This window comes from Serratia sp. TSA_130.1, assembly GCF_052691795.1.
Genome location: NZ_JBQZFS010000002.1, coordinates 1,105,096 through 1,118,662 on the forward strand (window position 1 = coordinate 1,105,096; position 13,567 = coordinate 1,118,662).

A 13,567-nucleotide genomic window follows, 5' to 3' on the forward strand; every position below is an offset into this window, starting at 1 on the left:
ACAACAAAGGGCGTCGGCCATTTGTTGCGATAAGCGGCGGGCAGGCGGCGCCGATATGACTTTCACCGCCATGCGGGCTAAGCTTGATAGTAGGAGATTCAGCATAGGAAATCGCCGTCATGACAACCCGTTATCCCAAAACCGCCCTGCTCGCCGCCGCCGTGTTGCTCACTGGCTGCGCGCACAACGCCGCCGTGCCTCAGCTGCGCCATCAGGTCGCCGCACTTAACCAAAAAGTGAGCGTATTGACCGATCAGGCCACCGCGCTGGAGCGGCAAAACCAGCTCAATCAGCACTCCGACAACGGCGTCTACCTGCTGCCGGCGGCGCGGAGCGCCGCCCGTTTGCAAAGCGGCATCGGCGAACTGAGCGTTTCGCTGAGCCACATCAAGAGCGAAGCCAACGGTGCCCAGGCGCAGCTGCATGTGCGCATCCTCTCACAGGCCACGCTGCCGCCGTTTAAAGCGGTGGTGGAATGGGGCCAACTGGACGCGGCCACCGGCCGGCCGCTGACCGCCGAGGCGCTGTCGCAACCGATCGCCAGCGCCGACTCGCTGCTGCCGAAACCCGGGCAGGACTTCGAGCTGCGCTTCAGCGGCCTGACGCCGGAACAGCTGGGCTATATCCGTCTGCACAGCCTGGTAGCCACCGCCCAGCCGGCGGTGGTGCAGCAACACTGAAATCCGAGGCAAAAAAAAGGAGCGCCGATAGGCGCTCCTTCTCATTTCGCTGAATACTGCGGCGGTTAAGGCAGAATCGAAGGCTGATCCGCGCCCTCTTTTTCCACTTTTTGCTGCAGCATGTGTTCGCGTTTCATCCCCAGCTTCAACGCCAGCGCGGACGCGACGTAGATAGAGGAAACGGTACCGATCGACACGCCGATCAGCATCGCCAGCGAGAAGCCTTGCAGCATCGCGCCACCGAAGATGTACAGCATCAGCACCACCATCAGGGTGGTCCCGGAAGTCATCAGCGTACGGCTCAGCGTCTGGGTCAACGACACGTTCATGATCTCGTAAGGCGTGCCGCGGCGGATCTTGCGGAAGTTCTCACGAATACGGTCGGAGACCACGATGCTGTCGTTCAGCGAGTAACCGATAACCGACATCAGGGACGCGACGATGGTCAGGTCAATCTCGATGTGGAACAGCGACAGCACGCCCAGCGTGATGATCACGTCGTGCGCCAGCGCGATAACCGCCCCCAGCGCCAGGCGCCATTCGAAGCGGAAGCCGACGTAGATCAGGATACAGATCAACGCCACCAGCAGCGCCATGCCGCCGGTTTGCGCCAGCTCGCTGCCCACGCTCGGGCCGACGAACTCAATGCGCTTCACGGTGGCGTTTTTATCCACCGAGTCGTTGATCACGCCGATCACCTTATTGCCCAGTTCCTGGCCTGCGGTGCCGGTCGCCGGTGGCATGCGCACCATCACGTCGCGGCTGCTGCCGAAGTTCTGGATAATCGGATCCTGGAACCCGGCCTTCTCCAGCGTGTCGCGCATCAGGTCGAGGTTAGCCGGCTTCTCCAGGTTGATTTCAATCACCGTACCGCCGGTGAAATCCAGACCCCAGTTAAAGCCGCGCACCGACATGGTGGCGATCGACGCGACCAACAGCACCAACGAGATGCCGAAAGCCACGTAGTCCCAGCGCATAAAGTCGTAGACTTTACGGCCGTAGTTGAGTTGCTCAACAGTATAATCCTGTGCCACAACGCACTCCTCAGATAGACAGCTTGTTAATGCGTTTGCCGCCGTAAAGCAGGTTGACGATGGCACGGGTACCGACAATCGCGGTGAACATGGACGTCGCCACACCGATAGCGGTGGTGATCGCAAAGCCCTTGATCGAACCGGTGCCGACTGCGTACAGGATGACCGCGGTGATCAGGGTGGTGATGTTGGCGTCGACGATACTGGAGAACGCGCCTTTATAGCCCTCATGGATCGCCTGCTGAACGGATCGGCCGTTCTTCAGCTCTTCCTTGATACGTTCGTTAATCAGTACGTTGGCGTCGACCGCCACCGCCAGCGTCAACACGATCCCGGCAATGCCCGGCATGGTCAGCGTCGCCCCCGGCAACAGGGACATCACGCCGACGATCAACACCAGGTTAGCGACCAGCGCCGTGGTGGCGATCACGCCGAACTTACGGTACCAGACCACCATGAAGACGATGGACGCCACCAGGCCCCACAGACAGGCTTCCAGACCTTGGGTGATGTTCTGCTGACCCAAGGTTGGACCGATGGTGCGCTCTTCAACGATCTGAATCGGCGCAATCAGCGCACCCGCACGCAGCAGCAGCGAAAGCTGACGCGCTTCGTTCGGGTTGCCGATGCCGGTGATGCGGAAGCTGTTGCCCAGACGCGACTGAATGTTCGCCACGTTGATCACTTCTTCCTGTTTCACCAGCACCGCACGGCCGTTGGCGTCTTTCTTGCCGCTGTCCTTGTACTCCACGAACAGGGTCGCCATCGGTTTGCCGATGTTGTCCTTGGTGAAGTTGGACATCGACGTGCCGCCGGCGCTGTCCAGCGAGATGTTAACCTGCGGCTGGTTGTATTCGTCGGTGCTCGAGGTGGAGTCGGTGATGTGGTCACCGGTCAGGATCACGCGCTTGTACAACACGATCGGCTGGCCGTCGCGGGTGTATTTCACCTCGGAATCGCCCGGCACGCGGCCGTTGGCCGCCGCGGTGGCGTCCGCATTGGTGTTCACCAGACGGAATTCCAGCGTCGCGGTGGCGCCCAGAATTTCTTTGGCGCGCGCGGTGTCCTGAATGCCCGGCAACTCAACCACGATGCGGTCGGATCCCTGGCGCTGCACCAGCGGTTCGGCGACGCCGAGCTGGTTGACGCGGTTACGCAGGATAGTGATGTTCTGCTGTACGGCGTATTCGCGCGCTTCGCTCAGACGGGCGTCCGTCAGGCTGGCTTTCATGGTGTTGGCGCCATTGGCGGACAGCACCAGATCGCGCTGACGCGGGCCGATATAGCTGATGGCCTGGTCACGGGCCACATCGTCGCGGAAGCGAACTTCCACGCCGTTGTTGTCCAGCTTGCGGATAGACGCGTAAGGAATGCCCTTCTCGCGCAGCTCGCTGCGCAGGGTATCCATGGTCTGTTCCTGCAGCTTGCTCAACGCGGTGTCCATGTCCACTTCCATCAGGAAGTGCACGCCGCCGCGCAGGTCCAGACCGAGTTTCATCGGCTCTGCGCCCAGCATGGCCAGCCAGGTCGGCGTAGCCGGCGCCAGGTTCAGCGCCACGACGAATTTGTCACCCAGCTCGGTCACCAGCGCTTCGCGGGCGCGCAGCTGAACGTCAGGATCTTTAAAGCGAGCCAGGATGGCGCCATTTTCCAGCGCAATCGACTTGCTCGCGATGTTGTCTTTTTCTAATACGGTACGGACCTGGTCCAGCGTAGTTTCACTGGCGGCGACGCCGCGCGCGCCAGTGATTTGTACGGCCGGATCCTCACCGTAGATGTTGGGAAGCGCATAAAGCAGACCGACGAGGATCACGACGATCAACATCAGATACTTCCACAAAGGATAACGGTTTAGCACGGCAATTCCCTTCGGGAAAAAAGATTACAGGGCCTTCATGGTACCTTTCGGCAGAACGGCCGCCACGAAGTCACGCTTGATCATCACTTCCGTGGTGTCGTTCAGCGCGATGGCGATGATGCCGGTGTCGGCCACTTTGGTCACGCGACCGATCAGGCCGCCGGTGGTCAGCACTTCGTCGCCCTTACCGATGGAGTCCATCAGCTTCTTGTGATCTTTCGCGCGCTTCTGCTGTGGGCGCAGGATCATGAAGTAGAAGATCAGGCCGAACACCACCAGCATAATGATCAGAGAGTACGGGCTTCCCTGAGCCGGAGCCCCTGCGGATGCGACGGCGTCAGAAATGAAAAAGCTCATTGAAATTCCCTCATTAAGTTATCAATTATTAGATCAAGCGTTTAAAGGCGGAATCGGCTTGCCGATCCGACCATAGAAATCCGCAACAAACTGCTCTAATTTACCCTCTTCGATAGCCTGGCGTAAACCCGCCATCAGGCGCTGGTAGTGACGCAGGTTATGAATTGTGTTCAGTCGAGCACCCAATATTTCGTTGCAACGGTCGAGATGGTGCAAGTAGGCGCGGCTGTAATGGCGACACGTGTAGCAATCACAGTCTTTATCCAGCGGAGAAGTATCATCCTTGTGCTTGGCATTACGGATTTTTACCACACCGTCAGTCACGAACAAATGGCCGTTGCGGGCGTTGCGGGTCGGCATGACGCAGTCGAACATGTCGATGCCGCGGCGCACGCCTTCCACCAAATCTTCCGGCTTGCCGACGCCCATCAAATAGCGTGGCTTATCTTCCGGAATTTGCGGGCAAACGTGTTCAAGAATGCGATGCATATCCTCTTTCGGCTCGCCTACAGCCAAGCCGCCCACAGCGTACCCATCAAAGCCGATATCCACCAGCCCTTTTACTGAAACATCACGTAAATCTTCGTAAACGCCGCCCTGAATGATGCCGAACAGCGCATTTTTATTTTCCAGCTCGTCGAAACGCTGGCGGCTGCGCTGCGCCCAACGCAGCGACATTTCCATCGAACGCTTGGCGTAGTCCCAGTCGGCCGGGTACGGCGTACATTCATCGAAGATCATCACGATGTCGGAACCCAGGTCATACTGGATTTCCATCGATTTTTCCGGGCTCAGGAACACCTTGTCGCCGTTGATCGGGTTGCGGAAGTACACGCCTTCCTCTTTGATCTTGCGCATCGCCCCCAGGCTGAACACCTGGAAACCGCCGGAGTCGGTGAGGATCGGGCCCGGCCACTGCATGAAATCGTGCAGATCGCCGTGCAGCTTCATGATCTCCTGGCCAGGGCGCAGCCACAGGTGGAAGGTGTTGCCCAGCAGGATCTGCGCGCCGGTCTCTTTCACTTCTTCCGGCGTCATGCCCTTGACCGTGCCGTAGGTACCGACCGGCATAAAGGCCGGGGTTTCCACTACGCCGCGGTCGAAAATCAGGCGGCCGCGGCGTGCGCGGCCATCGGTAGTTTGTAGTTCGTACTTCACAAAGCCTCCAGCATCAGAGAAACAGTCTGATGTCGTTGAAACGGGGCCGCGCCGTGGGCGCAGCCCGGGAAATTAACCGCCGACGGACTCGTTTTCCGCCTGCGGATTACGGCTGATGAACATCGCATCGCCGTAGCTGAAAAAGCGATACTGCTCGGCCACCGCCTGCTGATAGGCGTTCATGGTATTTTTGTAGCCGGCGAAAGCCGACACCAGCATGATCAGGGTGGACTCCGGCAGGTGGAAGTTGGTCACCAGCGCGTCGATCACCTGATAGTGGTAACCCGGATAGATAAAGATGCTGGTGTCGCCGAAGAACGGCGCAATCAGCGCCTCTTTGCTGGCCGCCGCGGCGCTTTCCAGCGAACGCACCGAGGTGGTGCCCACCGCCACCACGCGCTTGCCGCGCGCTTTGCAGGCCAGCACCGCATCTACCACCTCCTGCGGCACTTCGGCGTATTCGGCGTGCATCACGTGATCTTCGATGGTTTCCACGCGCACCGGCTGGAAGGTGCCGGCGCCGACGTGCAGCGTCACGAACGCCATTTCCACGCCCTTGGCGCGCAACGCCGCCAGCAGCGGTTCGTCGAAGTGCAGGCCGGCGGTCGGTGCGGCGACCGCGCCCGGCTTCTCGCTGTAGACCGTCTGATACAGCTCGCGGTCGGCGTCCTCATCCGGGCGAGCGATATAAGGCGGCAGCGGCATATGGCCGGCCGCGTTGAGAATGGTGAAGACATCGCGTTCGTCGTTGAAGCGCAGCTCGAACAGCGTCTCGTGGCGCGCCACCATGGTGGCGGCGATGCTCTCGTCATCACCCAGCAGCAGCTCGGCGCCCGGCTTGGGCGCTTTCGACGCGCGCACGTGCGCCAGCACGCGATGGTCGTCCAGCACGCGCTCCACCAGCACTTCAATCTTGCCGCCGCTGACCTTGCGGCCGAACATGCGCGCCGGGATCACGCGGGTATTGTTGAACACCAGCAGGTCGCCAGCTTCCAGCTTGTCCAGCAGATCGGTGAATACGCCGTGCGTCAGCGCCCCGCTCGGCCCGTCCAGCTGCAGCAGGCGGCATGCGCTGCGCTCGGCCTGGGGATAGTGGGCAATCAGGGATTCGGGAAGTTCAAACGAAAAATCAGCGACGCGCATGGGTATTCACTTCTTCAATTTAGGGCTGGTTGGTAAAAAACAGGCGGCCTAGTCTAAAGCCGGGGGCGGTCAGCGGCAAGAAATAAGGAGGATTTGCCTGACTTCGGGTATAGTTGAGGGATGAATTTTCTCGCTCATCTTCACCTGGCCATGCTGGCGGACAGCTCGCTGCTGGGCAACCTGCTGGCCGATTTCGTGCGCGGCAACCCCGCCGCCGACTACCAGCCCGACGTGGTGGCCGGCATCATGATGCACCGCCGCGTCGACGTGCTGACCGACAGCCTGCCGCAGGTCAAAGCCAGCCGCGACTATTTCAGCGCCCCCTACCGCCGCGTGGCGCCGATCACCCTCGACGTGGTGTGGGACCATTTTCTGGCGCGCCACTGGCAGCAGTTGGAGCCTTCACGCGACCTGCACCAGTTTACCCAGGAAGCCCGCAGCCAGATCGAACCTTTTCTGCCGCTCACGCCGCCGCGCTTTCAGAACCTGAACGGCTACCTGTGGCCGGAACGCTGGCTGGAGCGCTACGCCGAATTGCCGTTCATCGCCCGGGTGCTGCAGGGCATGGCCAGCCGCCGCCCGCGCCTCGATGCGCTGGCCGGCTCGTTCGCCGACGTCGAGCAACATTATCATCAGCTTGAAACACAGTTCTGGCAGTTTTACCCGCAAATGATGCGACAGGCGAAGGACAAAGCGCTCTGAGGTCAAGCCCAAGTCATTGAAATTTCAACGCCTTGCAAGAATTTACGTTTTGCCGCTTGCCCTTTTGTGGGAAAAGGTTATTTTTAAAGCTCGCTAAATTATATAAACGACTTTGATAGGTGAAAGCTATCTCATCGATTGGTCTTTTACCCTTTATTCACCAAGTCGCGGCCCCTATACTGGCCCTTGTTTTTACATCCACCCTTTAACACCTATTACAGGAGTAATTATGGTCCTGGTAACTCGTCAAGCCCCTGACTTCACTGCAGCTGCCGTACTGGGTAGCGGCGAAATCGTTGAAAACTTCAACCTGAAGAAGCACCTGAACGGCAAACCGGCCGTACTGTTCTTCTGGCCAATGGACTTCACCTTCGTATGCCCTTCCGAGCTGATCGCTTTCGATCACCGCTATGAAGAGTTCCAGAAGCGTGGCGTTGAAGTGGTTGGCGTTTCCTTCGACTCAGAGTTCGTCCACAACGCATGGCGTAAAACCCCTGTCGACAAAGGCGGCATCGGTGAAGTGAAATACGCAATGGTTGCTGACGTTAAGCGTGAAATCCAGAAAGCTTACGGCATCGAACACCCGGAAGCCGGCGTTGCGCTGCGCGGCTCTTTCCTGATCGACAAAGACGGCATCGTGCGTGCTCAGGTTGTTAACGACCTGCCAATCGGCCGTAACATCGACGAAATGATCCGTACCGTCGACGCGCTGCAATTCCACGAAGAGCACGGTGAAGTGTGCCCGGCTCAGTGGGAAAAAGGCAAAGCAGGTATGGGCGCTTCCCCAGACGGCGTTGCAAAATACCTGTCTGAAAACGCTGCCAAGCTGTAATTTCAGCCTGATAGTGAATCAACCGGCCCACGCGGCCGGTTTTTTTATGCCCCTTTATGGGGCAGACCGCCCACCTTCAGTGCTTTATTTCCCTGTTTCCGCTCACATTTCCTACCCTGCTCGCCGCGCGCACGCCCATCTGCGGCTACTATCAATAACGCTGGCTCGCGCTTTGCAAGTGAACAGCGGCAAGCAAACACAACACAATAAAAAACTGACAGGGTAGGAATAACTATGTTTTTACAGAAATGGAGCAAACCCCTGACCATGGCGGCGCTGCTGGTCAGCGGCAGCCTGTATGCGGCATCCAACCCGGCGGTGGAAGCCAAAAACGGCATGGTGGTCACCTCGCAACACCTGGCCTCGCAGGTCGGCGTGGATATCCTGAAGATGGGCGGCAACGCCATCGATGCCGCCGTGGCGGTGGGCTATGCGCAGGCGGTGGTTAACCCTTGCTGCGGCAACATCGGCGGCGGCGGCTTTATGACCGTCCACCTGGCGGACGGCACCGACACCTTCATCAACTTCCGTGAAACTGCGCCGGCGGCGGCCAGCGCCAACATGTATCTGGACGCCGACGGCAAGGTGAAGAAAGACGCCAGCCTGTACGGCTATCTGGCGGCCGGCGTACCGGGCACCGTGCTGGGAATGGAAACCGCGCGTGAGAAGTACGGCAAACTGAGCCGCGAACAGGTGCTGGCGCCGGCGATCAAGCTGGCGCGCGAAGGCTTTGTGCTGACCCGCGCTGATACCGATATTCTCGACACCACCGTTGCACGCTTCAAACAGGATCCCGAGTCGGCCAAAATCTTCCTGCGCCCGGACGGCAGCCCGCTGCAGCCGGGGGACAAACTGGTGCAAACCGATCTGGCCAATACGCTGGAAGCCATCGCCAAAGGGGGAACCGACGCCTTCTACAAAGGCAAGATCCCGCAGGCGGTAGAGGCGGCGGCCAAACAGGGCGGCGGCATTTTGACGGCGGCCGACTTCGCCAACTATAAAGTCACCGAAACCCCACCGATCACCTGCAGCTACCGCGGCTACAAGTTCGTGTCGGCGCCGCCTCCCAGCTCCGGCGGCGTGACGCTGTGCGAAATCCTCAACGTGGTGGAAGGCTATGACCTGAAAAGCATGGGCTTCAACTCGGCGGCGGCCATTCACACCATGACCGAGGCGATGCGCCATGCCTACATGGACCGCAACACCTACCTCGGCGACCCGGAATTCATCAAGAACCCGATCGACCGGCTGGTGAGCAAGAGCTACGCCGAGCAGATCCGCAAGAAAATCGTCGCGGACAAGGCCACGCCGTCGGAAAACGTGCAGCCCGGTATGGAACCGCATGAGAAGCCGGAAACCACCCACTATTCGATCGTCGACCATGACGGCAACGCGGTCTCCACCACCTATACCGTCAACGGCCGCTTCGGCGCCGTGGTGATCGCACCGGGCACCGGCTTCTTCCTCAACGACGAGATGGACGATTTTACGGTCAAAGTGGGCGAGAAAAACCTGTACGGGCTGGTGCAGGGCACCGCCAACAGCATTGCCCCCGGTAAGCGCCCACTATCGTCAATGAGCCCGACGCTGGTGACCAAGGACAACAAGATCTTTATGGTGCTGGGCTCGCCTGGCGGTTCGCGCATCATCACCATCACCCTGCAGACCGCGTTGAACGTGATCGACCACGGCATGGCGCCGCAGGAAGCGGTGGACGCGCCGCGCATCCATCACCAATGGCTGCCGGATGAGGTGTACTACGAACAGCGCGGCGTTTCCGCCGATACGCTAAAACTGCTGAGCGGCATGGGCTATAAGATGGTCGAACAAACGCCGTGGGGCGCCGCCGAACTGATTCTGGTCGGTTTGCCGGGCGCGGCGGGCGTCAGCCCGGCCAACTCCGGCAACGATTCGGCGGTTTCCGGCAAAGTGCGCGAAGGTTACCTGTACGGCGCCAACGACGTGCGTCGCCCGGCAGGCTCCGCGGTCGGTTACTGATGTAAACGCCCACTCACCTTAATCGCGGGGGCCCTTCGGCCCCCGCAGTTCCCTTAGCCTTCACAGCGCCACACGGTGGCCGATTCTTCCGCCAGCTGCAGGCGCAGCCCGCCGGCCGTTTCGCTCAACTCTCCCCGCCCTTCCACACGCCGCCACGGGCCGCGGGCCAACAGCGGGTTGTGCGGCAGCTGCGCCTGGCCACTGCCGTCGCGCTGCAGCGCCACCAGCACCTGCTCCTGCTGATACAGGCGCACGAAAACCAGCGTTTCTCCGCTGGCGTACAGCACCTGACAGCCGCCGCGACGCAGCGCCAGGCTCTGTTTACGCAGCGCGGCCATGCGCTGGAACAGCGCCAGCAGCGGCCGATCCCAGTCGCCGACGTCCCACGGGAACGGCTTGCGGCAGAACGGATCGTTGCCGCCGTCCAGGCCAATCTCATCACCGTAATAGAGGCAAGGCACGCCGATCCAGCTCAGCAACCACACCGCCGCCATCTGCATGCGCGCCGCGTTCCCCTGCAACAGCGTGAGGAAACGCGCGGTATCGTGACTGTCCAGCTGGTTGAACTGGATCAGCTGGCGGCCGTGCGGCAACCCGGCGCGGTAGCCGTCCATCCACTGCGCGCACCCGGCGGCGTCCAGCCGCACCGGGTGATAGGCCACGTCCAGCCCCGCCAAAAACGCCCGCACCGGCAGCGCGAACCCCATGTAGTTCATCGCCGCATCCTCCACGCCGGCGTGCAGCCAGCGGCGCGCGTCGCCAAAGTGCTCGCCCACTACGTAGGCCTGAGGATTCTCCTGCTTCACCGCCTGATAGATGCCCGCCAGGTGACGCAGGTTGCCGGCAGCGCCGCCGTTCTCCCCCAGCATATGCACCACGTCCAGCCGCCAACCGTCGATGCTGTACGGCGGGCGCAGCCAGTGACGCACCACGCTGCCTTCCCCGCGATAGATCGCTTCCGCCACCTGCGGCTCGGCGAAGTTGAGCTTCGGCAGGCTGGCGTTACCCTTCCAGTCGAGCGCGCGGCCGTCCGGGTAGAAGTTGAACCAGCCGCGATACGGCGAATCGGGATGGTGGCAGGCGCCGTTTTGCCCTTGGCGATGGCGGTCGAACCACGGATGCGAGTCGCCGGTGTGGTTGAAGACCCCGTCCAACACCAGTTTCATGCCCACCTTGTGAGTGCTCACTCGCAAACGCTGCAGCGCCGCGTTGCCGCCGAAGTGCGGATCGACCTGGTAATAGTCCTCGGTATCGTACTTATGCACGCTCGGCGCGGTAAAAATCGGGTTCAGATACAGCGCCGTCACGCCCAGCTGCTGCAAATACGGCAGTTTGGCGCAGATGCCGTCCAGATCGCCGCCGTAAAAGGTCGAGGCGGCGTGGCTATCCTCCAGCGGATGCTGCCAGTCGCGCCGAATTACCTCGGCACCGGCCGCGTGATGGCGGTAACTGCCGCTTTGGATGCCGTGCTCGCCGCCGCTGCTGGCGAAGCGATCGGGGAAAATCTGGTAGAACAGCTGATCCGCCACCCATTCGGGGCCGTTGTCGGGCTCGTCGACGGCAAACTGCGCCAGCTGGCCCGGCGGCGTTGGCGACCAGCCCTGCGGGCCGAACCACTGCTGGCGATCGGCCCACAGCAGCTTGAAGCAGTAACGCCGCGTCGGCTCGCCCTCATTCAGCGTCAGGCTGGCCTGGTAGCGCCGCATCCCCTCGTGGCGCTGCGCTTTCATCACCAACAGCCACTCTTCGTTGTCCGGTTCGGCGCGCAAAAACACCCGTTCCGGCAGCTCATCCCCTTGTAACCACAGCGTGATATCCAAACGTTGCCCTTGCTTCACCACAAAAGGCGGAACCGGTTGATGCCAGGCGTTAAGCATACTGTTCTCCTGCTGTACCAAACGAAATCGACGGCATTCTTCAAGAAGCGAACAATGCCACGTTAAGTGCAACTCCCCCTCCTCTCTGACCGCAAAACCCAGGGATGAGCCGGGGGGCGGAGACCGAAAAATAACGCTAACTCGATGTAAAAAAAGGTAAACAGGCACAAATCCTGCACGTTACCCCTTAGGCTAACGCGTTTTGAGCATACAGGATATTTTTTGCGCATTTTTTAAGGAGCGGTAATGCAACAACAGATAACGCGCTGGCTGGAACAATTTGGGTTGGAATTCGGCGGAGTGATGTCGCTGTTGATGGTATTGGGGTTGATTGTTCTGATCTCGGTGGTGATCCACCTGGTGCTGCACCGGGTAGTGTTGGCTGCCCTTCAGCGCCGAGGCCAGCAATCGCAGCGCGTCTGGCAACAGGCCATCACCCAATACAAACTGTTCCAGCGCGTGGCGCTGCTGCTGCAAGGGGTGATCATCAGCATCCAGGCGACGCTGTGGCTGCAGAGCGGCAGCCACACCCAGGCGGTGATCGTTACCGCCGCGCAGGTGTGGATCCTCGCCTTCACCCTGCTGTCGCTGTTCTCGTTGCTGGATACGCTGCTGGCGCTGCTGCGCCAAAGTCCGATCTCCAATCAGCTGCCGCTGCGCGGCATTTTCCAGGGCCTGAAACTGGTGGCGGCGATCCTGATCGGCATCATGATCGTCTCGCTGCTGATGGGCAAATCGCCGCTGTTGCTGCTCAGCGGCCTGGGCGCCATGACGGCGGTCTTGATGTTGGTGTTCAAGGATCCGATCCTCGGGCTGGTGGCCGGCATTCAGCTCTCCGCCAACGACATGCTGAAGATCGGCGACTGGCTGGAAATGCCGAAATACGGCGCCGACGGCGCGGTCACTGACATCGGCCTGACCACGGTCAAAGTGCGTAACTGGGACAACACCGTCACCACCATACCGACCTACGCGCTGATCTCCGACTCGTTCAAAAACTGGCGTTCGATGTCGGAATCCGGCGGGCGTCGCATCAAACGCAGCCTGAATATCGACACCGGCAGCGTGCACTTCCTGTCGGAAGAGGAACAGCGCCGCCTGCAGCGCAACCCGCTGCTGCACAGCTACCTGAACGTCAAGACCCAGGAGCTGAGCCAGCATAACCAGGAGATCGCCGTCGATCTGGCCTCGCCGCTCAACGGCCGCCGCCTGACCAACCTCGGCACGCTGCGCGCCTATCTGGAAGCCTATCTGCGTGCTCACCCGCGCATTCACCAGAACATGACGCTGATGGTGCGCCAGCTGGCGCCGACGCCGGAAGGCCTGCCGCTGGAAATCTACGCCTTCACCAACACCACGGTCTGGGCGGAGTACGAAAGCATTCAGGCGGATATTTTCGACCATATCCTGGCGGTGATCGACGAGTTCGGCCTGCGCGTGCATCAGACGCCGACCGGCAACGACATGCGCGGCATGCTGCGACAAAGCGCGAACGCTTCCTGACGTCGGCTGACGTAACTGTGTCTGCTGGTAATTATTCGCTTTCAATTGCCAGCAGATATCTCCATCCCCTTCTTTTCCCCGGCGAAAACGGCGTTAATGCGCCCTCACCTTCACCACCGAGAGGGAAAGCCCTTGCTGAAACGGATACGTCATCGGCTGTTTACCCTGATGGCCACCCTGCTGTTTATCGGCTGCCTGCACAACGCTTTGCTGGATGAAAGCCACATGCCCCGCAATCTGCAACCTTCGCTGAGCGCCCTCAGCAGCAACCTGCAGGACATTCGCGAAGTGCTGGCGCGCTGCGCCGGCGAGGAAGAGGAGGATCGCCTGAACGACGGCGGCATACGCATCGAAGCGCGCGCCGCCGGGGATGAGGAAGCGGAAGACAAACGCCAGACATAGTGGGTTAAAAAACGCCCCAATTT

12 protein-coding genes are annotated in these 13,567 nt (G+C 60.5%); 6 read left to right on the top strand and 6 right to left on the bottom strand.

Annotation, left to right across the window (positions count from 1 at the left end):
* Positions 1 to 119: 119 nt before the first annotated feature.
* Positions 120 to 680, top strand: coding sequence for a SadB/YajI family lipoprotein (locus tag ACUTQY_RS12190; RefSeq protein WP_046688354.1), 561 nt, complete (start codon positions 120 to 122; stop codon positions 678 to 680).
* 65 nt (positions 681 to 745) lie between these two features.
* Here the strand turns inward: ACUTQY_RS12190 and secF are convergent, their stop codons facing one another.
* From secF to queA, 5 genes are all read right to left on the bottom strand, one after another.
* Complete coding sequence (gene secF, locus ACUTQY_RS12195) at positions 746 to 1,714, bottom strand: protein translocase subunit SecF (RefSeq protein ID WP_019454209.1); 969 nt, start codon at positions 1,712 to 1,714, stop codon at positions 746 to 748.
* A gap of 10 nt (positions 1,715 to 1,724) precedes the next feature.
* Positions 1,725 to 3,572 carry a protein translocase subunit SecD gene (gene secD / locus ACUTQY_RS12200; protein ID WP_071991633.1) on the bottom strand — a complete coding sequence of 616 codons (1,848 nt, stop codon included), beginning with the start codon at positions 3,570 to 3,572 and terminating at the stop codon, positions 1,725 to 1,727.
* Between the two features lie 24 nt (positions 3,573 to 3,596).
* The gene (gene yajC / locus ACUTQY_RS12205; RefSeq protein WP_004940391.1) at positions 3,597 to 3,929 is read right to left on the bottom strand and encodes a preprotein translocase subunit YajC; all 333 of its coding nucleotides are present in this window, start codon (positions 3,927 to 3,929) and stop codon (positions 3,597 to 3,599) included.
* Positions 3,930 to 3,962: 33 nt separating this feature from the next.
* Positions 3,963 to 5,087 (bottom strand): tRNA guanosine(34) transglycosylase Tgt, encoded by a 1,125-nt coding sequence (gene tgt, locus ACUTQY_RS12210; protein WP_016928877.1) that lies wholly within the window; start codon positions 5,085 to 5,087, stop codon positions 3,963 to 3,965.
* Between the two features lie 72 nt (positions 5,088 to 5,159).
* Entirely contained in the window at positions 5,160 to 6,230 is a 1,071-nt protein-coding gene (queA, locus tag ACUTQY_RS12215) for a tRNA preQ1(34) S-adenosylmethionine ribosyltransferase-isomerase QueA (RefSeq protein ID WP_004940394.1), read from the bottom strand.
* 120 nt (positions 6,231 to 6,350) lie between these two features.
* Between queA and ACUTQY_RS12220 the strand changes: the two genes are divergently transcribed.
* The 3 genes from ACUTQY_RS12220 (at position 6,351) to ggt (ending at position 9,762) form a co-directional block, all read left to right on the top strand.
* Complete coding sequence (locus tag ACUTQY_RS12220) at positions 6,351 to 6,932, top strand: ACP phosphodiesterase (RefSeq protein WP_046688353.1); 582 nt, start codon at positions 6,351 to 6,353, stop codon at positions 6,930 to 6,932.
* Positions 6,933 to 7,161: 229 nt separating this feature from the next.
* Positions 7,162 to 7,764, top strand: coding sequence for a peroxiredoxin C (locus ACUTQY_RS12225; protein WP_004940403.1), 603 nt, complete (start codon positions 7,162 to 7,164; stop codon positions 7,762 to 7,764).
* 234 nt (positions 7,765 to 7,998) lie between these two features.
* On the top strand, positions 7,999 to 9,762 hold the full coding sequence (gene ggt, locus ACUTQY_RS12230) for a gamma-glutamyltransferase (RefSeq protein ID WP_046688352.1): 1,764 nt from the start codon (positions 7,999 to 8,001) through the stop codon (positions 9,760 to 9,762).
* A 53-nt stretch (positions 9,763 to 9,815) separates the two neighbouring features.
* Here the strand turns inward: ggt and malZ are convergent, their stop codons facing one another.
* Positions 9,816 to 11,639, bottom strand: a complete 1,824-nt coding sequence (gene malZ / locus ACUTQY_RS12235) for a maltodextrin glucosidase (RefSeq protein WP_046688351.1) — start codon at positions 11,637 to 11,639, stop codon at positions 9,816 to 9,818.
* A 246-nt stretch (positions 11,640 to 11,885) separates the two neighbouring features.
* Here malZ and ACUTQY_RS12240 point away from each other — a divergent pair, with 246 nt between their 5' ends.
* Together ACUTQY_RS12240 and ACUTQY_RS12245 are read left to right on the top strand one after the other, a co-directional pair.
* The gene (locus ACUTQY_RS12240) at positions 11,886 to 13,142 is read left to right on the top strand and encodes a mechanosensitive ion channel family protein (RefSeq protein ID WP_046688350.1); all 1,257 of its coding nucleotides are present in this window, start codon (positions 11,886 to 11,888) and stop codon (positions 13,140 to 13,142) included.
* Between the two features lie 132 nt (positions 13,143 to 13,274).
* A complete protein-coding gene (locus tag ACUTQY_RS12245) occupies positions 13,275 to 13,544 on the top strand; it encodes a hypothetical protein (RefSeq protein ID WP_046688349.1) in 270 nt (89 codons plus the stop codon).
* Positions 13,545 to 13,567: the final 23 nt, after the last annotated feature.

Bases quoted from the DNA above. Each gene is read 5' to 3' on its own strand.
- ACUTQY_RS12240 (WP_046688350.1), top strand. From the start codon at position 11,886: ATGCAACAACAGATAACGCGCTGGCTGGAACAATTTGGGTTGGAATTC.
- queA (WP_004940394.1), bottom strand. From the start codon at position 6,230: ATGCGCGTCGCTGATTTTTCGTTTGAACTTCCCGAATCCCTGATTGCC.
- malZ (WP_046688351.1), bottom strand. From the start codon at position 11,639: ATGCTTAACGCCTGGCATCAACCGGTTCCGCCTTTTGTGGTGAAGCAA.
- ggt (WP_046688352.1), top strand. From the start codon at position 7,999: ATGTTTTTACAGAAATGGAGCAAACCCCTGACCATGGCGGCGCTGCTG.
- ACUTQY_RS12225 (WP_004940403.1), top strand. From the start codon at position 7,162: ATGGTCCTGGTAACTCGTCAAGCCCCTGACTTCACTGCAGCTGCCGTA.
- ACUTQY_RS12220 (WP_046688353.1), top strand. From the start codon at position 6,351: ATGAATTTTCTCGCTCATCTTCACCTGGCCATGCTGGCGGACAGCTCG.
- ACUTQY_RS12190 (WP_046688354.1), top strand. From the start codon at position 120: ATGACAACCCGTTATCCCAAAACCGCCCTGCTCGCCGCCGCCGTGTTG.
- yajC (WP_004940391.1), bottom strand. From the start codon at position 3,929: ATGAGCTTTTTCATTTCTGACGCCGTCGCATCCGCAGGGGCTCCGGCT.